We start from the raw sequence: 19,174 nt of genomic DNA, 5'->3' as shown, positions 1-19,174 counted from the left end.
TTAGTTGCACTCTTTTGTAACTATACATTATTAGCTAAGCAGAACTTATAATATCTTTTATGAATTATATGGTTTAAAAGTGAGTTATAATTGAGGTTTTTTAATGAAAATTACGTATTTTCGATATTCATTTATTATAAATATAAACACATCAGGTATGGGATTTTTTTCAGAATTTAAGGCATTTGCAATGAAAGGCAACGTAGTTGATCTTGCTGTTGCAGTAATTATTGGAGCTGCTTTTGGTAAAATTGTAAGTTCATTTATTGAAGATGTAATCACACCTTTAGTATTAAAACCAGCTCTAGATGCAGCTCATTTATCTAAAATTGAGGATTTAACAGCTTTTGGTGGCGTAAAGTACGGAATGTTTCTTTCAGCCGTTATCAACTTTTTGATTGTAGCATTTGTTTTGTTCTTGATTATCAAAGGAATAAATAGTCTTAAAAAGAAAGAAGAGCCAGCTCCAAATCAACCTGCAGCACCAACTCAGGAAGAATTGCTTACACAAATTAGAGATTTGTTGAAAAACAAACAATAAGATATAATACCGCTACACTAAGTCTAACTTAACCGCCTTCTAAAGAGGCGGTTTTTTTACAAAATGTTTGTTTTATAACATTTTGTTATTTTTTGTGAATCGCCTTGCAGAGACTTTTATTATACTTACTTTTGCCTTACTAAATTAGATTATTGAATTATTTAAAAATATAAAAATGAGAATTGCAGTTGTAGGAGCTACCGGAATGGTTGGCGAAGTAATGCTTAAAGTTTTAGCGGAAAGAAATTTTCCTGTTACAGAATTAATTCCTGTTGCGTCTGAGAGATCAGTAGGAAAAGAAATTGAATATAAAGGAACAAAATATAAAGTAGTTGGTTTGCAAACAGCAGTTGATATGAAAGCTGATATTGCTGTATTCTCAGCTGGTGGAGATACTTCATTAGAATGGGCACCAAAATTTGCTGCAGCTGGAACAACAGTTATCGACAACTCTTCTGCATGGAGAATGGATCCAACTAAGAAATTAGTAGTTCCAGAAATCAATGCTTCTGTTTTAACTAAAGAAGACAAAATTATTGCAAATCCAAACTGTTCTACAATTCAGATGGTATTGGCTTTGGCTCCTTTGCACAAAAAATACAACATTAAAAGAGTTATTGTTTCTACGTACCAATCTATCACAGGAACTGGTGTAAAAGCGGTAAAACAATTAGAAAATGAATACGCTGGAATTCAAGGTGAAATGGCGTACAAATATCCAATTCACAGAAATGCAATTCCTCATTGCGATAGTTTTGAAGAAAACGGATACACTAAAGAAGAAATGAAATTAGTTCGTGAAACTCAAAAAATTCTTGGTGATAATACTATCAGAGTTACAGCAACTGCAGTTCGTGTACCAGTTGTAGGCGGACATAGTGAAGCAGTAAATGTTGAGTTTACAAATGATTTTGAAGTAAATGAAGTTCGTGAAATCCTTCACAATACAGACGGAGTAACGGTACAAGATAATTTAGATACCTTTACTTACCCAATGCCATTGTACGCTGAAGGTAAAAATGATGTTTTTGTTGGAAGAATCCGTCGTGACGAAAGCCAGCCAAACACATTAAACCTTTGGATTGTTGCTGACAACTTAAGAAAAGGAGCTGCGACAAACACGATTCAAATCGCTGAATATTTAATTCAGGCAGGTTTGGTATAATTTAGAGATTAAAGAAAATTGTTATAAAGAGAAAGCCGTAATTGCATTTTGTAATTACGGCTTTTTTGATTTTGTTAGAAAATAGAAAACAAAAAAGCGAGAATTTTTAAGTTCTCGCTTTTTCTATATTTTTAGTATTCTGGAGCTAATTCTAACTCCAAACCTTCTAAATCTTCGGTAATTGGAATTTGGCACCCTAAACGACTATTAGATTTTACGTAAAATGCTTCAGAAAGCATTGCTTCTTCATCATCTCCCATTTCTGGTAATGCAACGTCATTCAGAACATAACATTGGCAAGAAGCACACATGGCCATTCCGCCGCAAGTTCCTTCAACAGGAAGTTCGTATGCTTTGCATAACTCCATTATATTCATTGCCATATCAGTAGGAGCCTGTAATTCGTGTATAACTCCTTCTCGATCTTTAATCTTTATTAATACATCCATTTTTAAGTATTGGAATTTTATTGTAGAATTTGAAAACGTGTTCAGATTCTGTAATTAATTTTTAACTTTTCGATTACTGTTTTTAGGCTTTTTAAATAATGCGATGATGATGGTAGAAGACATTTTGATGTGTATCAGAAATTCTTATCGATTCGCTGTAAAAACATTAGTCGAAAAAAACAATTTGGTTTATTACATGATATTTACCACGGTTTCAATTTGTGGAGCATATTTTTTGATTGTTGTTTCAACTCCTGCTTTCAGCGTCATTTGATTCACGCTGCAGCTAATACAAGCCCCTTCCAAACGAACTTTTACATGTTTATCGTCTTCGATAGAAATTAATGAAATATCTCCACCATCAGATTTTAAAAATGGTCTTATCTCGTCTAAGGCCAATAAAACATTATTTGTTAATTCTTCTGTTGTCATAATATAAATGTGTCAATTTAAAACAATGTGACAATTAGAAAATTTGTTAATTAGATAATTATTCAGATTATCTAATTGGCACATTATCTAATTATCTAATTTTTCTTAACTGCTGAACAGCCAGCCATTGTTGTAATTTTGATGGCTTCTGTTGCTGGTAAGCTTTCGTTTCTGTTTACTGTTTCCTGCACTACATTTCTTGTAATCTCTTCAAAAACTTTTTCTATTGGAGAAGCAGTCTGCAATGCAGCTGGACGACCGTAATCTCCTGCTTCACGAATAGACTGTACAATAGGAACTTCTCCTAAAAACGGAACGTCTAAATCTGCTGCCAAGTTTTTAGCGCCTTCTTGTCCAAAAATATAATATTTATTATTAGGCAATTCTTCTGGTGTAAAGTACGCCATATTTTCGATAATTCCCAAAACAGGAACATTGATATTATCCTGCATAAACATTGCAACTCCTTTTTTAGCATCTGCAAGTGCGACAGCTTGTGGAGTACTTACTACGACAGCTCCCGTAATTGGAAGGGACTGCATGATAGATAAGTGAATATCTCCAGTTCCAGGAGGTAAATCAAGTAACATAAAATCTAATTCTCCCCAATCTGCATCAAAAATCATTTGATTTAAAGCTTTTGCAGCCATTGGACCTCTCCAGATTACGGCTTGACTTGGAGCTGTAAAAAATCCGATTGAAAGCATTTTGATTTCATAGCTTTCAATAGGTTTCATTTTCGATTTTCCGTCAACCGTAATAGAAACTGGTTTTTCGTTTTCAACGTCAAACATAATTGGCATCGAAGGACCGTAAATATCGGCATCTAAAACACCAACTTTAAATCCCATTTTTGCAAGTGTAACAGCTAAATTTGCTGTAACAGTAGATTTTCCTACTCCTCCTTTTCCAGAGGCAACTGCAATAATATTTTTGATTCCAGGAATTGCACGACCTTTTATTTCAGGTTTCTCTGGAGATTCTACTTTAATATTTACTTTTACTTTTGCGTCTGGCGATATTAATTCGTGAATTGTCTTTTTAATATCATCTTCAGCTCTTTTTTTGATGTGCATTGCAGGCGTATGCAATACAAGGTCTACAACAGCTTCATCTCCAAATGTAATAACATTGGTTACAGCGCCGCTTTCAACCATATTTTTTCCTTCTCCAGCAATAGTGATTGATTCTAAAGCTTTAAGAATTTCTTTTCTATCTAATTTCATTGTAATGGGCTATTTTTTCTATTCTAAGAAACCGATTTTTAAAACGATGTTTCGTTAAACTGGTTTCAGGGTGCAAAGATAACAGATTAAGTTCGGAATTAAGCGTTTTTAAATTGTAATTATTGATAGAGAGATTATTCAAAATTATGCTGGATGATTTTTAAGGTAAATTTTGATGCTCAATTAATTATCAAATGAACAGTTTTTTAAAAATGAACCGAACCGTTTTGTCAAATTTTTCTATTTTTTAGCACTAAAATCTCACAAAACTTGTGTATATTTGATTGCCCAAATCGATGATTTTCAGATATAAAAAAGAATACGAAAACTTGTTTTTTCTAGAAGTGTTTTTTGGGTTTTCGATATTTTTTTGAAGTTATTTTCTTCCACTTAAACTTTAAAAATATGCGAAATTTTACTTTTTCAACCATTATTATTGCAATTAGCTTTTTTGTATTTTCATTTAAGTCAGTTCCAGACACAATTAAAAGCGAGGAAACGTCTAAATATGTTTCGATTATTACAATAGATGCAACATCTATAAACGCTTTTTTTAAAAAATATCCCAAACTGAAAAAGTACCAGAAAGATGTCGAGGATATTTACAAAAACAAACAGTATAAATCGATTTGGTATGATGATAAAAAAATCACCGAATTTGGAGCTTTGCTGTACCAGAAAGTAAACGTGCTGAAAGATCAGGGAATAGACAGTAAAATGCCTTATAAAGAAACAATCGATCAAGCCTTTAACGAAAGTGATAATATTGAACCTCCGCAAGTTGAGACAGAATTGTTGCTAACCAGTATGTATATTTTTTACGCCAGCAATGTTTATTCTGGTGTTGATTCTGCTACTTTAAAGAAAATTGGTTGGTATTTGCCGGCTAAAAGTATTTCGTATTCTAAAATTCTAGATTCTCTAATTGTAGATACCAATCGATTGAATGAAGATGATAATCTTTTATTCAGTCAATACTATAAATTGAAAGATGCTTTAAAAAAATATCGTAAAATAGAAACGGATAATCTTTGGCAAAAAATTACAATTGACAGTCTTAATTACAAAGATTTAAGACCTGATGATACAGCTGTAGCCATTAAACAAATTAGAAATCGTCTGTTTATTGTAGGAGATCTTAAAAGAGATTCTCAGAGCGATGTTTATGACGAAGAATTAATGGCTGGAGTATTAAATTATAAAAAGAGATACAATCTTAAGTTGAACTATGCCATTACAAGAGATCATATTATCCAAATGAACGAGCCTGTCAGCAAAAGCATTAAAACGATTATGCTTAACATGGAAAGATGCAGATGGATTCCGACCAATTTGTCTAAAGCAAGTGAATATGTGATGGTTAATATTCCGTCGTTTAGAATGTTTTACGTAAAAGATGGAAAATATGCACTTGTTTCGGATATTTTTGTTGGAAATCGACTCAGCGAAACCGTAATTTTTAGCGGAACAATGGATCGAATCGTTTTTAGTCCGTATTGGTATGTGCCGAACAGCATTATTCAAAATGAGTTAAAACTACAGATGGCTAGAGATAAAAATTATTTGGCAGAAAATAATATGGAGTGGAATGGAGGACGTGTGAGACAAAAACCTGGGCCAAAAAATTCATTAGGATTAGTAAAATTTATGTTCCCAAATCCGAATGATATTTATATGCACGATACGCCTGCAAAAAGTTTGTTCGAATTTGAAAAACGTACTTTCAGTCATGGCTGCATAAATGTAAAAGAAGCAAAGAATCTTGCGCTAGCAATTTTAAAAGACGATCCAGATTGGCCAGCAGATAAAATTGACAAAGCGATGAGCGGCGAAAAAGAAACGACTTGTATGCTTAAAAATAAAATTCCGGTTTATATTGGCTACTTTACGGCTTGGGTTCAGGACAATGGTGAAATTAATTTTTTTCCAGATGTTTACGATAGAGACGAAAGTTTAGATAAACTTCTGTATTCTGATGCTGTAACAATGAACTAAAAATAAAAGCCCAGCGGATTAAACTGAAATCTGCCGGGCTTCTTAAAAAAAAAATGGTCTACAAGCTTATTCGTATTTTAAATATTTTAAAACGTCTATTTTAGTTACTTGATATGCCTTTGTTAGTACAATTATTAATGTTAGAATTACTAACGAAATAAGTGCTACAGTAAATGGCACAACAGAAATATTAATTCTGAAAGCAAAATCCTCAAGCCATTTTTGCAATAAAATATAAGCAGGTAGTATTCCGATTGCGAATCCCATAAAACAAAAAATGATATATTGTTTTGATAATTCTTTTAGCAAAATATCAGTTTCTGCGCCCAGCGTTTTTCTAATTGCAATTTCTTTCAATCTTCTCTCCATCGAAAATGATGCCAAAGCGAATAAACCGAACACAGCAATTATAATTACAACCAAATTTAAGATAAAAAATAGGTTTTTTTGTTTGATTTGTTCTTGATAAGTCTTTGCGAATCCTTTATTAACAAATTCATAATCAAAAGGATAGTCTGGGTTTACATTTTTCCCCCAATAAATTTTCAATTTTTCTAACGTTTCTGTTAAATTATTTGGAGAAACCTTTACCAGAATGTTGTTGAAATTATTCCATTTTAAGGTTTTGATGTTTATAAAAACCATTGGTGGAACTTTATTTTGAAGTCCTGTAATATGGAAATCTTTCACAACACCCACAATTTTAAACTTCAAATTATTGCCATCTCCAATACTCCATCCTGAAGTCACAATCGTATTTATTGGTTTTTTCAAATTTAGCGTTTTAGCTAGCGTTTCATTAATAAGCATACTGCTTACGGTATCTGATGCAAATTCAGGTGATAGATCACGCCCTTCGACAATTTTTATTTTCATCATTTCAAGGAAGCCAAAATCGATTTCAGCATTTCTTGGTTGTACAAAAATACCATTGTGTGTAAATCCAGAACTTGAGTTGGTGCTGCCTCCAAAACTTCCTGCAAACGTGGTAACATCTACAACTCCAGGTATTTTTTTGATTTCAGATTTATCAACGCCATATTGTTGCACTCTTTTTTGCCTGTCTGGTTTGTTGTACGGAATTGAAATTACCTGATCGCCAGTGAATCCGAGATCTTTATTCATCATATAATCCACCTGAGAGTTGACAATCAAAGCGCCAATGATAAAAAATGCTGCGATTCCGAATTGAAAAATAAGCATCGAATTTCGAATCCAAATACCGCTTTTACTTCTAGAGAAATTACCTTTTAGAACTTTTAACGTCTCAAAATTTGAGATATAAATGGCAGGGAAAATACCCGCAAGAATGATTACTAATCCAAATATTAAAATGAGCTGCAGGTAAAATTCACTGCCATTCATAGTCAAATTTTTCTTTAAAAAGGTATTGTAATACGGTAAAGAAAGCTCTACAATTGCCAAAGAAAACAAAATAGCCAGTGTAACAATTATAGCTGTTTCAAAAATAAATTGTTTTATAATTTGATTCTTTGAAGCTCCTACAATTTTGCGAACTCCAACTTCTTTTGCTCTTTTTATTGCAGATGCAGTAGCTAAATTGATGTAATTGACCAATGATAAAACAAGAATTAAGATAGACAAGCCGCCCATGATGTAAAGCAATTTTAAATTTCCTACACCTTCTGGAAAATTTTGTCCTGCTGAACTTTTTGTTCCGTGCAAACGAGACATTTGCAATTGGTCAAGAATAACCGTGATTTCTCCATTTTCTTTTACATACTGTTCTACGGTCTGTCCACTTTCTTTAGCATCTTTCAAAGTTCGATTAACAAAATTTACATTTTGCATTTTCTTTAAAACTGCAACCGGATCAGCCCCTTTTTTAATCTTAACTAGCAAACCATAATTAAAGTTTCCCCAACTATTTTCATCACCTTCACGTTTTACACCACTAAAAACATAATTAGGTTCGATAGATGAAGGTTTAATAATACGGTAAACCGATTTTACCGTATAAGCTACCGTGTTGTAGATTATGGCTTTTCCAATAGGATCTTCGTCTTTAAAAATTAATTTTGCTTGTTCTTCAGAAATTGCAACGCTATTTTTCTCTTTTAGAATATTAGTTTTTGCTCCTTGTACAATTTCAAAAGGGAAAAAATCGAAGAAACTTTCATCACTTACAGTAATTTTTTTAGCCATCAATTTTTGACTCTGATATTTGATTATTTCGTCGTCGTACCAAGTATTGAAAAAACAGATTTTTTCGATTTCGGGTATTGATGCTTTACAAGTTTCTCCAAACGGAATAGAATTAGAACCCCAAGTATCTCCAGTAGCGCCAATTTTATTCAATACCATATAAGCATTTTCCTTATTTGGATTCCATTGATCATATGAATGTTCGTTATTCCAATAAAGAATGGCAAAAATGACAGTTGCAATCCCGATGCTTAAACCTAAAACATTTAAAAACGAAAACAATTTGCTTTGTCTTAAATGATAAATAAATATTTTAAACCAGTTAAAAATCATGGTGTTTGTTTTTAGTTAAATGAGTTTCAAATCGTAAAGATTTCTTTAAAGCATTGTAAAAATTTTGCACACAAATTCTACCAGAACTACAAGTGCAGTAACAATAATTTTGATCATGATTTTCTTATTTAGCGTCCATAAAAACATCTACATTTCTCTGATTTAATTTCTCAGAAAATATAACTCCGTCTTTCATATGAATGGTTCTTTGCGAAAAAGAAGCGTCATAATCAGAGTGGGTAACCATCAGGATTGTTGCACCTTTAGCGTGCAAATCTGTTAAAAGTTCCATTACTTCATTACCGTTTTTACTATCTAAGTTTCCGGTTGGCTCATCGGCCAAAATGATTTTCGGATCATTTACTAAAGCTCTTGCAACGGCAACTCTCTGCTGTTGTCCTCCAGAAAGCTGTTGCGGAAAATGTTTCAAACGATGAGAAATATTTAATTTTTCTGCAATAGCTTCAATTTTTTGTTTTCTTTCAGAAGCTTTTACGTTGTTGTAAAGAAGTGGCAATTCGATATTATCATAAACAGAAAGCTCGTCGATTAGGTTGAAGTTTTGAAAAATAAAACCAATGTTTTCTTTTCTCACTTGCGCTCTTCCTTTTTCTTTAAGACCAATCATTTCTTGATCTAACAGTTTGTAACTTCCGTCGTTTGCACTGTCTAAAAGTCCGATGATATTCAATAAAGTCGATTTTCCGCAACCAGAAGGTCCCATGATTGTTAAAAAATCTCCTTTTTTTATTTCTAAATTGATACCGCTCAAAGCAGCAGTTTCTATTTCTTCTGTTCTAAAAACTTTGGTTAAATTCTGAATTGTGATCATAATTTTTTAAGGTTTTGAAATGTTATTAAAAACGTTTTTTGATTGATGATTGAAACGATGATTTTATAATTGTGAATTGTATGAAAACTTTGACTGCGACTGAAAACTAATTATTCAAGCGAAAGCTCTTCAATATCTTTATAATCAGAATAAGAAGAAGTAATTACCGATTCGCCTTCTTTTAAGCCTTCTAGGATTTCATAATAAGAAGGATTTTCGCGTCCTAATTTGATGTTTCTTCTTTCTGCTTTATTTCCCTTTACTACAAAAATCCACTTGCCCGCAGCTTCTTGGTTGAAAGCTCCTCTTGGTATTACTAAAGTTTTATTTTTTTCAGATAAAATCAGTTTTACACCAAAACTAAGTCCGTCTTGCAATACAATGTTTTCTTTAGAAACGAAAGCCAGTTCTACTGTAAAACGGCCACTTTTAACTTCTGGAATTACTTTAGTAACAATTACTTCAAGATTTTTTCCTTTAAATTCAACTTGACCTTTTAAACCTTCTCTGATTTTTTCTAAGTAAAATTCATCAACTTCAGCAGCCAATTTGTAGCCTTTGTTAGAATCAATTTTTCCGATGCTGGCTCCAGCCTGAAAACTTTTTCCTAAAACTGGTTCAAAAGAAGTTAACCTTCCTGTTTCTGGCGCCGTAATTAAGAAGTTCTTTTTGTTATTTCTCAGAATATCCAAACTTTTTTCCATGGTTTGAATGGAGCGGTTAATTTGACCAATTTGAACTTGATTGCTTTGTTTTTCTTTTTGAACACTTTGCTGAATCGTTCTTTTTCGTTCTTCCTGAAAACGAAGACTTTCCTTAAAAGTGTTCCAGTCATTTTTAGAAATTACATCTTTCTCGTAAAGTTTCGCATTCATGTCGTATAATCGCTTAGCGTCGTTATAATCGTGTTCAATTAAAACTAAATCTTTGGTCAAGTTTAATTCTTGATTTCTGATGTTCAATTTCCCTGTATTTAAGTTATTGATTTGCTCAATAATAGCCGTTTCTTGGGTTAAGTAATTCAGCTCTGTATTCGGATTGTACAAACGCGCTAATGATTGTCCTTTGGTTACCATTGCGCCATTTTCTACAAAAATTTCTTTTACAGAGCCGCCTTCCGTAACATTTACCAGCATAACATTTAATGGCTCAACTTTTGCCTGAAAAACTACAAAATCTTCAAAAAAGGCTTTTTCTGCTTTTTGGATTACCAATTCGTTCGCTTTTACATTTAAAGTTCTTTTTGAATTGAAAGCAAAAGCAACGATAACAACCAAAACTAAAAAAACAGCAATTGCTATTGTGAGATATCTAATTTTTTTATTTTTACGAGGAATTATCTTGTCCATTTTTTTAATATTTTACTGATAATCAATAGGTAAATATTGTGCCAGTAAATTTATTATTTGTAAAGTATTGATTTTAAAGAAGCTTTCAAGACCACTATAAAAAAGTAGTGTTCGATAATGAACAGTTGACCGTTCGAAAGCGAACAAAAAAAGACCTCATGAGAAAAAAGCAAGCCCAAATATTAGTTGTTGACGATCAGGAAGAAATTCTTTTTTCGGCAAAAATGATTCTCAAAAAGCATTTTGAAACGATTTTTACAACTAGCAGTCCCAAAAAAATCATTTCAATTTTAAGTGAAAATGAAATAAATGTGGTGCTTTTAGATATGAATTACCGAATTGGTTTTGAAGACGGACGTGAAGGAATTCATTGGCTGAAAGAAATTAAAACACTTTCTCCAAATACAATTGTAATCTTAATGACGGCCTTTGGTAAAATTGAAACGGCAGTTGAAGGCATAAAAATAGGCGCTTTTGATTATGTTTTAAAGCCCTGGCATAATGAGAAACTTCTCGAAATTATTGAAAAAGCAGTTGTAGAAAGCAGAAAAAACAGCAAGAAAGCAGTTGCTGAAGAAGATAAAAACGAAAAAAGATATTTTGTAGGCACTTCAGCCAAAATAAAACAAGCTTATGCAATAGCCGAAAAAGTAGCCAGAACTGATGCAAATGTTCTGATTTTGGGCGAAAATGGAACAGGAAAGTATGTTTTTGCTGAATATATTCATAAACATTCTGAAAGAAAAAATCAGCCTTTTGTGCATGTCGATTTGGGTTCATTAAGTGATAATCTTTTCGAAAGCGAACTTTTTGGTTACGCAAAAGGAGCTTTTACAGATGCTAAAATCGATACTCCAGGGCGTTTTGAAAATGCATCAAACGGAACTATTTTTTTAGATGAAATCGGAAATATTCCGCTGCATCTTCAAGCTAAATTATTGCATGTTTTGCAAACCAAAACCGTAACGCGTTTAGGAGAAAGCAAACCAAGACCTCTGAACGTTCGCGTTATTGCGGCTACAAACAGCGACATTAAAACGGAAGTAAAAAATAAAATCTTTCGAGAAGATTTATTGTATCGAATTAATACAATGGAAATTAACCTGCCCTCTTTACGCGAAAGAAAGGACGATATTGTTCCGATGGCAAACTTTATTTTGGAACAGATTGCTGAAAAATACAATCAGGATCCCGAAGCCTCGGGATGGCATTTTGATAATAATGTGGCTCCTTATCTTGAAAAATATCCATGGAAAGGAAATGTTCGCGAAATGGAAAACAAAATTGAACGCGCTTTAATTTTAGCAGAAAACAACACGATTTCGGTTCTTGATTTAGACATTTTAGATTTTGAAGAAATTCAGGAAAATGACGAAAATCCTTTGTCTGAAATGGAAAAAAGCGCCATTGAAAAAGCATTGTTCAAACACAATGGAAATATCAGTAAAACTGCCGAAGAATTGGGTTTGTCACGTGCCGCTTTGTACCGCAGAATTGAGAAATACGATTTGAAGAATTAAAATCAAATGATAATGTTGCCACAGATTAAATGATTCAAAAGGATTTTTATTCAAATCTGTGGCAAGAAAAAAATAAACAATGAAGAATTGGAAGTTTTATAATGCTTTGTTTGTAAGAGTGGTGTTTGTCATGTCGCTTTTTCTTTGCAGTGCTTTATTGTTTTATAAAGGCTTTGAATACAATGCCATTTTGGTTGCCGCTTTTGTTTTGATTTTCCTTTTTGAAATGTATTTTTTTGTCAAAAATCAATTGCTGTTTTATGATAAAATGATAAATTCCATTTTGCACAACGATTTTTCTGCTCACTTTCCAGAAGAAAATCAAAAAGACAATTTTAATAGCTTGTATCGTTTATACGATACTTTAAAAGTGCAGAAACAGGAGCAAACTTCCAAAGAACTAATATATAGTTCGATATTGAACAGCATTGACACAGCGGCTCTGATTTTAGAAAAAGAAAAGGATACTTGGTCTATTTTTATCATGAATGACTGTTTTTCGGATTTATTTAAAGTGCCAAAAGTGAGTGATTGGAAATACCTTAAAAACTACATTCCCGGACTTTGCGAAGAAATTGAAAATCTTGATTTTGCTGAAGTTAAAACGGCTATTTCAATTAGAATTGAAGAGCAGGATTTGCAGACTTTTATGCTTCAAACTTCACATACACAAACCTACAATAAGGAATATTTTATTATTTTGTTGGATAGTATTCAGAGAGTTATTGAGAAAAAAGAAAAAGAAGCATGGATTAATTTAATGAAAATTATTTCGCATGAATTGATGAATTCTTTAACGCCGATTCGTGCGCTTTCTCAAAATTTGCTTCATATTGTAGATCAGGAACAATTAGAAGAAGATGATTTTGAGGATATTAAAAATAGTATTTCGACTATAATCAACAGAAGTGATCATTTACAATTTTTTGTAGAGAATTATCGAAAGCTGGCCATGTTGCCGACTCCAAACAAACAAATGACGCCAATTAATGCTTTGTTTGAAGATTGTCTTCGTATTATGAGTCCGATTTTGAAAGGAGAAGGAATTGAATTGATTAACGAAATTCATAGTTCACGCTCGATTCTTATTGATAAAAACCAAATGGAACAAGTAATCATTAATTTGATTACCAATAGTATTCATGCTTTAAAAGAGAAAGAAAATAAAAAACTGATTATTTCAAGTTATACGGAAAATGGACGTTTTTTTATTGTGATTTCAGATAACGGAAAAGGGGTAGATCCTGAAATTCGAGATAAAGTTTTCTTGCCTTTTTTCACCACTAGAAAAGATGGAGCAGGAATCGGATTAACGCTTTCTAAAAATATTATCGAAGCGCATGGAGGTTATTTAAGTTATCAGACTGATGAAGATCAAACGAGTTTTGTGATTTGCCTTATTTAAAAGTTTTTACCATATAAGTTATTAAGTTAATATTAAAGATAGCACATAAATCTCTAGCAAAGACGCGAAGTCGCAAAGTTTATTTATTTTTCTTTGCAACTTCGCGTCTTTGCGAGATTAAATTGTAAAGTAAATTATTTAGAATACTTAAAATGAAAATATATAACTTATATGGTAAAAAACTAAAATTCAACCTCAGGTTTCCAAAAGTGTTTTTCTAAATCTACAATCTGATTGTTTACCACTTTAATACCTTCGTTTTCTAAAAGCTGTTGCATTAGATTCGTTCCTTCAAAATGATGTTTTCCGGTCAAAAGCCCTTTTTGATTGACAACTCTATGCGCTGGAACATCATCCATATTATGAGAAGCATTCATTGCCCAGCCCACCATTCTTGCAGAACGAGCTGTTCCCAAAGCTTTTGCAATTGCTCCATAAGAAGTTACTTTTCCGTATGGAATCTGCCTTGCAACCGCATAAACTCTTTCGAAAAAATTTTCCTCAGCCATAATAGATAAAAAAAGAATAAAGCAATTTTACTAATGAAATTTTCACGCAGATTTAAGCAGATAAAATTAAATTAAAAATCTTTTTTAGATCTGTTTAAATCTGCAAAATCTGCGTGAAAAATATTTGCCACAAAGAAAATAATCCTTTTAATCTGCGGCTATAAAATTATCCGAAATAATAATTCAAGATATTAAAAAGCGTTACAAGAGCAACTAAACCAGTAATGCTTCCGATTATCGTATTCATGTTTCGCATGATGTAATCAGTCTTCTTTTCAATTCTTCCAAAGAAAGCGATATAACTGTATAAAACTGCAAATGAGCCCAAAACAGAACCTAAAACGAAAGTAAAAATAACTGTATTTTCAAATACAAAAAGGTTGTACGAAGCTAAAGTCACACTTACGACTACATAATAAGGAATCGGAAAAAAGTTTAGACCAGAAAGTAGCATTCCGAGAAAGAAACGGCTCTTCTTACTGCTTTTTTTAATTTTTGATTTCTTTTTACTTTTAGGCTCTTTAGCAATAAACAAAAAGTAAATCGTTAAAATAGAGAAAATTACAAAACCAATTTCGCGCATTAAAGTTATTACATCTGGTCGATTGTCTATTACGCGCGCAAATAAGACCGCAACATAGACTTGAAGAAAAATAACAAAAATGGCACCGATTACAAACCATAAGGCATTCTTTTTTCCTTCTTTCAGATTTATTTTGGCTGCTGTCATGTTGATTAATCCTGGTGGAATAATCCCAATTGCGGCGGCGATAAAGCCCGAAAGTAATGGAGCAAGATATACCATTCAGTAATTAAATCGGTTAAATAAAAGTTTTAAAATTAAGATTAATCCTTGATTTTAAAACGAATATACGTAATTGCCTTGTTAATTTCTAAATATTGTTTCTCATAAAATGTCTGAATAGAAGTCACCACTTCTGGACTTCCTTCATTTTTGTACACATTATGATTGGCATATAAAACTTCGTGACCTTCTCCGTGAAGTAAACCTAAAGTATACCCATGCATAAATTCGCTGTCGGTTTTTAGATTTACGACACCGTCTTTTTTCAGGATTTTTTTGTACAATTTCAAGAATTCAGAATTGGTCATTCTGTGTTTTGTTCTCTTGTATTTGATCTGCGGATCTGGGAAAGTAATCCAGATTTCGTCTACTTCATTTTCAGCAAAAATGTGATTGATCAATTCGATTTGAGTTCGAACAAAAGCAACATTGTGAAGACCGTCTTCAACAGCAGTTTTAGCACCACGCCAAAAACGCGCACCTTTAATGTCGATTCCAATAAAATTTTTGTCTGGGTATTTTTCAGCTAATCCAACAGAATATTCACCCTTTCCACATCCTAATTCTAAAACTAATGGATTATCATTTTTAAAGAAATCAGAATTCCATTTTCCTTTTAAAGGCATTAAGTCGCCTACAACTTCTTCTCTTGTTGGTTGAAAAACGTTTTGAAATGTTTCGTTTTCTCTGAATCTTTTTAGTTTATTTTTACTTCCCACTTTTACAAAAATTTTCCGCAAAATTAAGGAATATAAACGAATGGATAAGGCGTAAGTGAAGTTTAAATTTTTTTAGCCACGAATTAAACGAATTCTCACGAATCAATTTAACTGCATGGCAGAAAAAATTAGTGAAAATTAGTGTAATTCGTGGCTGAAAAAAATATTTTTTAACCGTAATGAGGTTCAGTAATGGGTTGTGCTTTTGGATCAAGAGATTCATCGTGTTGAGATAAATCCAATCCGATGTGCTCTGATTCTTCAGAAACTCTTAACGGAATAATGAAGTTGGTTACTTTGAATAAGAAATATGCTCCGAAGAAAGTAAATACAGAAACTAAAACCAAAGCCATCATGTGGTGTCCGAAAACACTCCATCCGCCGTGTAATAGACTTGCATTTTCACCATGAGCAAAAATAGCAGTTAGAATCATTCCCATAATTCCACCAACGCCGTGGCAGGCAAAAACGTCAAGCGTATCATCAAATCTTTTTGAATATTTACAATTTACAGCAGTATTTGAAACTAAAGCGGTTACAAAACCAAAAAACATACTTTCTGGCACCGAAACAAATCCTGCGGCTGGCGTAATAGCAACCAAACCTACAACGGCTCCGATACAAGCACCAAGTGCAGACACTTTTCTGCCGTTCATTCTATCAAAGAAAATCCAAGTTAACATGGCAGCAGCAGATGAAGTTGTGGTTGTTGCAAAAGCCATTGCGGCCGTTCCGTTAGCAGCAAGTGCAGAACCAGCGTTAAATCCAAACCATCCAAACCAAAGCATTCCAGTTCCTAATAATACAAAAGGAATATTGGTTGGAATATGCTGACTGTTTTTTCTTTTTCCTAAAACAATAACTCCGGCCAATGCTGCAAAACCAGAACTCATGTGGACTACAGTTCCTCCTGCAAAATCTTTTACTCCAAAGTAACTTCCTAAAACTCCAGTAGGATACCAAACGGCATGACACAAAGGAGCATAAATGAATATTGTAAATAAACTTATGAATACTAAATAAGAGATAAAACGAACACGTTCTGCAAACGAGCCCGTAATAATTGCAGGGCAAATGATAGCAAATTTCATTTGAAACAAAGCAAAAAGCATAAACGGAATCGTGTTTGCCAATTGTTTATGAGGCAGAACGCCTACATAATCCATAAAGGCAAAAGTAGTTGGATTTCCGAAGAAGCTATAAAAATGCTCTCCAGAACCAAAACCAACCGGATCACCAAAAGCCAAACTAAAAGCAACTGTAACCCATAAAAGTGTTACTACACCCAAGCAAATAAAACTTTGAAGCATAGTAGAAATTACATTCTTTTTGCCTACCATTCCACCATAAAAGAAAGATAATCCCGGTGTCATGATTAAAACCAGACAACTTGAAGTAAGCATCCAAGCAACATCGGCAGGAACAATATGATCTGTAGTTCCAAATTCTGATAAAACATAACTATTTTCTGTTACTGTTGGCCAAAATGCACCGATTGTGCAGACGACACTGATCATAATAAAGGAAATAATCCAGCGTTTTTCTATTTTCATTTTAAAATACTTGTTTAACCCTATTTTTTTTGGGGTCAAAGTTAAAAAAAAATAAAGATTCTTGTTTTGAAGGCTGTTAAATTAGAGGTTGTGTTTTTATTTTGGTTGATTTTTTAAAATTAGTCCTGTTTTTTTGAGAGTATTTTATTTTTCATATTCTAAAAGAAGCCGTTTTTGCTAAATATGTTATAATAAAATTGATATCTAAGTCTGTAAACGGCTCTAAAAGTTAGGATTATAAGAATATAATAGAAAAATGTTTATTTTTTTTGAAGCTTCGCAATGAGAGCGTCCTCAATTGGTGCTTTTATTTTAGTAATTGCATCTACTTCATCGTTCGGAATGGTCATTGACAAAACGTAATGCTGAATTTTCCATTCGTTGCCCACTTTTACCAAAACTCCAGAACCGCGGCAAATTTTCATTTGAGTATCCAATAATTCATCAAACCAAGCTATTTTTCCTGATCTATCAAAAAAGATGTGACGCTCTAAAGCTTTAAAGTTCCATGTCGTTTTTTTATCAAAATAAGGTTTTGCCCAAACTTGAAACTCTTTTTTGGTCCAATTTTCTGTTGCATCTGTTCCGATGTAAATCGCATCAGTATTTAATGCATTAAAATACGCGTCAAATTTTACATCGGCAGCCGCTTTGTGCCAAGCATCTAAAGTCTGATTGATTTTGTTTTTGTCGGTTTGTGCATTTGCAAAAGAAGCAACGAGTAAAAGAAGTAAAATTGTTTTTTTCATGAGATATAGTATTTGAGTTTAAAGGTATAAATTTTTTGAGATTTTAAGGTTTCACGCAGATTTGCAGATTTGAGCAGATTTTAATTAAAAAAATATCTGCTAAGATTTGCCTAAATCTGCAAATCTGCGTGAAATAAAGAAATATAGAATTTAAAAATCCTGTCTTTAATTATCATTAACATTCCTTATGTTATTTAATCCCTAAAAAACATTTATATTTGAGAGATTTTAAAATACCTCCCCAATGAATGCAAAAATACTTTTAAGTTCACTAGCTATAACTTCACTACTATTTGTTTCCTGTAAAAAAGAATTAGAACCTCAGGAAAGCACTGCAAATTCAGAATTAGTTAGGTTAGGGCTTGCAAAAGATACTATGAAAACAGCGCCGCCAGTGGTTCAAAATACGGCAGCCAATCAAAATACAGTTTTAGGCGACAGTAAAGGTTTGAATCCGGCGCACGGACAACCAGGGCATCGTTGCGATATTGCGGTTGGAGCACCTTTAAACTCAGCACCAGCACAAGGAAACGCCGCGCCACAGACGGTACAAGTTAATCAAGGTCAGCAGCAAGTGGTAACAACAACTACAACTCCAGTTAAAACAGCAAAAGGAATGAATCCGCCTCACGGACAACCGGGGCATCGTTGCGATATTGCCGTTGGAGCGCCTTTAAATTCTCCAGTAGCAAAAACTACAGCAGCAAACGCACAAAGCGGATCAACTTCTCAGAGTTTTACAGTTACTCCTCCGCCAACATCAAATGCAGTTCCTGCTTTGTTAAGTACAGAGGGTACAGAAGCGACAGTGGCTGACGGTATGAACCCACCACACGGAAAACCAGGCCATCGTTGTGATATTGCGGTAGGAGCGCCATTGCCGAAATCATAAACTTTGGGCAAATAAACCATATAAGTAATATAAGGGAATTTAAGATTTTCACTTCTGATCATATATAAAGAAAGCCGTAAAGTATTACTTTACGGCTTCGCTTTTTTTAAGATGTAAATTCAAAATGAACTTATATCTCTTATATGGTAAAAAAATTAATGTGCTTTTATTTTTTCGAAAGTGGTCGTCAACGATTTTTTGACTTTAGCCAATGCACCACTAAAAGCTTTTTCAAGCGTTTCGGCGTGTTCTATAACGGTTACAGGTTGTAATTTTACAGGACGGACTTCAATCACACATTTTTTGTCATGCAAGCTGAATTTTTCCCCATTTTCATCTCCAAAGTGAACTTCTACACGGGTAATTTTATCTTCAAAACGATCTAAGCTCTTTTCTATTTCTCCAGAAAAATAACTTTCTAATCTTGCGCTGCCTTCAATGTTTTTGTCGGTGTTGATTTGTACTTTCATAACGGATAATATTTAATGATTCATTCTCAAACTTATTTATTTTAAAGGGAAAAGACAAGTGAGT

The 19,174-nt window shown here is 33.0% G+C and carries 18 protein-coding genes; 6 read left to right on the top strand and 12 right to left on the bottom strand.

The window, feature by feature from the left end:
• Window positions 1-157 precede the first annotated feature (157 nt).
• Together mscL and LL966_RS10950 are read left to right on the top strand one after the other, a co-directional pair.
• Window positions 158-541: a large conductance mechanosensitive channel protein MscL gene (mscL, locus tag LL966_RS10955; RefSeq protein WP_229353138.1), complete on the top strand. Its 384-nt coding sequence runs from the start codon at window positions 158-160 to the stop codon at window positions 539-541.
• Between the two features lie 175 nt (window positions 542-716).
• A complete protein-coding gene (locus LL966_RS10950; protein ID WP_229353136.1) occupies window positions 717-1,706 on the top strand; it encodes an aspartate-semialdehyde dehydrogenase in 990 nt (329 codons plus the stop codon).
• Window positions 1,707-1,837: 131 nt separating this feature from the next.
• Here the strand turns inward: LL966_RS10950 and LL966_RS10945 are convergent, their stop codons facing one another.
• From LL966_RS10945 to LL966_RS10935, 3 genes are all read right to left on the bottom strand, one after another.
• Window positions 1,838-2,155 (bottom strand): 2Fe-2S iron-sulfur cluster-binding family protein, encoded by a 318-nt coding sequence (locus LL966_RS10945; RefSeq protein WP_091490641.1) that lies wholly within the window; start codon window positions 2,153-2,155, stop codon window positions 1,838-1,840.
• A gap of 192 nt (window positions 2,156-2,347) precedes the next feature.
• Complete coding sequence (locus LL966_RS10940; protein ID WP_057116000.1) at window positions 2,348-2,587, bottom strand: NifU family protein; 240 nt, start codon at window positions 2,585-2,587, stop codon at window positions 2,348-2,350.
• A gap of 95 nt (window positions 2,588-2,682) precedes the next feature.
• Window positions 2,683-3,813 (bottom strand): Mrp/NBP35 family ATP-binding protein, encoded by a 1,131-nt coding sequence (locus LL966_RS10935; protein WP_229353132.1) that lies wholly within the window; start codon window positions 3,811-3,813, stop codon window positions 2,683-2,685.
• Window positions 3,814-4,218: 405 nt separating this feature from the next.
• Here LL966_RS10935 and LL966_RS10930 point away from each other — a divergent pair, with 405 nt between their 5' ends.
• Window positions 4,219-5,808, top strand: coding sequence for a L,D-transpeptidase family protein (locus tag LL966_RS10930; RefSeq protein ID WP_229353131.1), 1,590 nt, complete (start codon window positions 4,219-4,221; stop codon window positions 5,806-5,808).
• Window positions 5,809-5,874: 66 nt separating this feature from the next.
• Here the strand turns inward: LL966_RS10930 and LL966_RS10925 are convergent, their stop codons facing one another.
• The 3 genes from LL966_RS10925 to LL966_RS10915 all read right to left on the bottom strand — a co-directional run bounded on the left by LL966_RS10925 (window position 5,875) and on the right by LL966_RS10915 (window position 10,488).
• A complete protein-coding gene (locus LL966_RS10925; protein ID WP_229353130.1) occupies window positions 5,875-8,307 on the bottom strand; it encodes an ABC transporter permease in 2,433 nt (810 codons plus the stop codon).
• 124 nt (window positions 8,308-8,431) lie between these two features.
• On the bottom strand, window positions 8,432-9,139 hold the full coding sequence (locus LL966_RS10920) for an ABC transporter ATP-binding protein (RefSeq protein ID WP_184158257.1): 708 nt from the start codon (window positions 9,137-9,139) through the stop codon (window positions 8,432-8,434).
• Window positions 9,140-9,249: 110 nt separating this feature from the next.
• Entirely contained in the window at window positions 9,250-10,488 is a 1,239-nt protein-coding gene (locus tag LL966_RS10915) for an efflux RND transporter periplasmic adaptor subunit (RefSeq protein WP_229353129.1), read from the bottom strand.
• Between the two features lie 158 nt (window positions 10,489-10,646).
• Here LL966_RS10915 and LL966_RS10910 point away from each other — a divergent pair, with 158 nt between their 5' ends.
• A complete protein-coding gene (locus LL966_RS10910; RefSeq protein WP_229353128.1) occupies window positions 10,647-12,008 on the top strand; it encodes a sigma-54-dependent transcriptional regulator in 1,362 nt (453 codons plus the stop codon).
• 79 nt (window positions 12,009-12,087) lie between these two features.
• Window positions 12,088-13,413: a sensor histidine kinase gene (locus LL966_RS10905; protein WP_229353126.1), complete on the top strand. Its 1,326-nt coding sequence runs from the start codon at window positions 12,088-12,090 to the stop codon at window positions 13,411-13,413.
• A 182-nt stretch (window positions 13,414-13,595) separates the two neighbouring features.
• Here the strand turns inward: LL966_RS10905 and LL966_RS10900 are convergent, their stop codons facing one another.
• The 5 genes from LL966_RS10900 to LL966_RS10880 form a co-directional block, all read right to left on the bottom strand.
• Window positions 13,596-13,922, bottom strand: coding sequence for an MGMT family protein (locus LL966_RS10900; RefSeq protein ID WP_229353124.1), 327 nt, complete (start codon window positions 13,920-13,922; stop codon window positions 13,596-13,598).
• Between the two features lie 166 nt (window positions 13,923-14,088).
• The gene (locus LL966_RS10895) at window positions 14,089-14,727 is read right to left on the bottom strand and encodes a LysE family transporter (protein WP_229353122.1); all 639 of its coding nucleotides are present in this window, start codon (window positions 14,725-14,727) and stop codon (window positions 14,089-14,091) included.
• Between the two features lie 41 nt (window positions 14,728-14,768).
• Complete coding sequence (trmB, locus tag LL966_RS10890; RefSeq protein WP_229353120.1) at window positions 14,769-15,446, bottom strand: tRNA (guanosine(46)-N7)-methyltransferase TrmB; 678 nt, start codon at window positions 15,444-15,446, stop codon at window positions 14,769-14,771.
• 170 nt (window positions 15,447-15,616) lie between these two features.
• Complete coding sequence (locus tag LL966_RS10885) at window positions 15,617-16,999, bottom strand: ammonium transporter (RefSeq protein ID WP_229353119.1); 1,383 nt, start codon at window positions 16,997-16,999, stop codon at window positions 15,617-15,619.
• Window positions 17,000-17,259: 260 nt separating this feature from the next.
• A complete protein-coding gene (locus LL966_RS10880) occupies window positions 17,260-17,748 on the bottom strand; it encodes a nuclear transport factor 2 family protein (protein ID WP_229353117.1) in 489 nt (162 codons plus the stop codon).
• 244 nt (window positions 17,749-17,992) lie between these two features.
• On the opposite strand from LL966_RS10880, the gene LL966_RS10875 reads away from it, so the two are divergent.
• Window positions 17,993-18,640 carry a hypothetical protein gene (locus LL966_RS10875; RefSeq protein WP_229353115.1) on the top strand — a complete coding sequence of 216 codons (648 nt, stop codon included), beginning with the start codon at window positions 17,993-17,995 and terminating at the stop codon, window positions 18,638-18,640.
• A gap of 155 nt (window positions 18,641-18,795) precedes the next feature.
• On the opposite strand, the gene LL966_RS10870 is transcribed toward LL966_RS10875, so the two are convergent.
• The gene (locus tag LL966_RS10870; RefSeq protein ID WP_229353113.1) at window positions 18,796-19,110 is read right to left on the bottom strand and encodes an HPF/RaiA family ribosome-associated protein; all 315 of its coding nucleotides are present in this window, start codon (window positions 19,108-19,110) and stop codon (window positions 18,796-18,798) included.
• Between the last annotated feature and the right edge of the window lie 64 nt (window positions 19,111-19,174).

Origin of the sequence: Flavobacterium chungbukense (assembly GCF_020805785.1) — a bacterium.
GTDB lineage: Bacteria > Bacteroidota > Bacteroidia > Flavobacteriales > Flavobacteriaceae > Flavobacterium > Flavobacterium chungbukense.
The sequence above is the reverse complement of the archived record's forward strand: the minus strand, read 5'-3'. Positions and strand labels throughout refer to the sequence as shown.

Bases quoted from the DNA above. Each gene is read 5' to 3' on its own strand.
- LL966_RS10940 (WP_057116000.1), bottom strand. From the start codon at position 2,587: ATGACAACAGAAGAATTAACAAATAATGTTTTATTGGCCTTAGACGAG.
- LL966_RS10885 (WP_229353119.1), bottom strand. From the start codon at position 16,999: ATGAAAATAGAAAAACGCTGGATTATTTCCTTTATTATGATCAGTGTC.
- LL966_RS10935 (WP_229353132.1), bottom strand. From the start codon at position 3,813: ATGAAATTAGATAGAAAAGAAATTCTTAAAGCTTTAGAATCAATCACT.
- LL966_RS10905 (WP_229353126.1), top strand. From the start codon at position 12,088: ATGAAGAATTGGAAGTTTTATAATGCTTTGTTTGTAAGAGTGGTGTTT.
- mscL (WP_229353138.1), top strand. From the start codon at position 158: ATGGGATTTTTTTCAGAATTTAAGGCATTTGCAATGAAAGGCAACGTA.
- LL966_RS10895 (WP_229353122.1), bottom strand. From the start codon at position 14,727: ATGGTATATCTTGCTCCATTACTTTCGGGCTTTATCGCCGCCGCAATT.
- LL966_RS10875 (WP_229353115.1), top strand. From the start codon at position 17,993: ATGAATGCAAAAATACTTTTAAGTTCACTAGCTATAACTTCACTACTA.
- LL966_RS10915 (WP_229353129.1), bottom strand. From the start codon at position 10,488: ATGGACAAGATAATTCCTCGTAAAAATAAAAAAATTAGATATCTCACA.
- LL966_RS10900 (WP_229353124.1), bottom strand. From the start codon at position 13,922: ATGGCTGAGGAAAATTTTTTCGAAAGAGTTTATGCGGTTGCAAGGCAG.
- LL966_RS10910 (WP_229353128.1), top strand. From the start codon at position 10,647: ATGAGAAAAAAGCAAGCCCAAATATTAGTTGTTGACGATCAGGAAGAA.
- LL966_RS10930 (WP_229353131.1), top strand. From the start codon at position 4,219: ATGCGAAATTTTACTTTTTCAACCATTATTATTGCAATTAGCTTTTTT.
- LL966_RS10945 (WP_091490641.1), bottom strand. From the start codon at position 2,155: ATGGATGTATTAATAAAGATTAAAGATCGAGAAGGAGTTATACACGAA.
- LL966_RS10870 (WP_229353113.1), bottom strand. From the start codon at position 19,110: ATGAAAGTACAAATCAACACCGACAAAAACATTGAAGGCAGCGCAAGA.
- LL966_RS10925 (WP_229353130.1), bottom strand. From the start codon at position 8,307: ATGATTTTTAACTGGTTTAAAATATTTATTTATCATTTAAGACAAAGC.
- LL966_RS10920 (WP_184158257.1), bottom strand. From the start codon at position 9,139: ATGATCACAATTCAGAATTTAACCAAAGTTTTTAGAACAGAAGAAATA.
- LL966_RS10950 (WP_229353136.1), top strand. From the start codon at position 717: ATGAGAATTGCAGTTGTAGGAGCTACCGGAATGGTTGGCGAAGTAATG.
- LL966_RS10880 (WP_229353117.1), bottom strand. From the start codon at position 17,748: ATGAAAAAAACAATTTTACTTCTTTTACTCGTTGCTTCTTTTGCAAAT.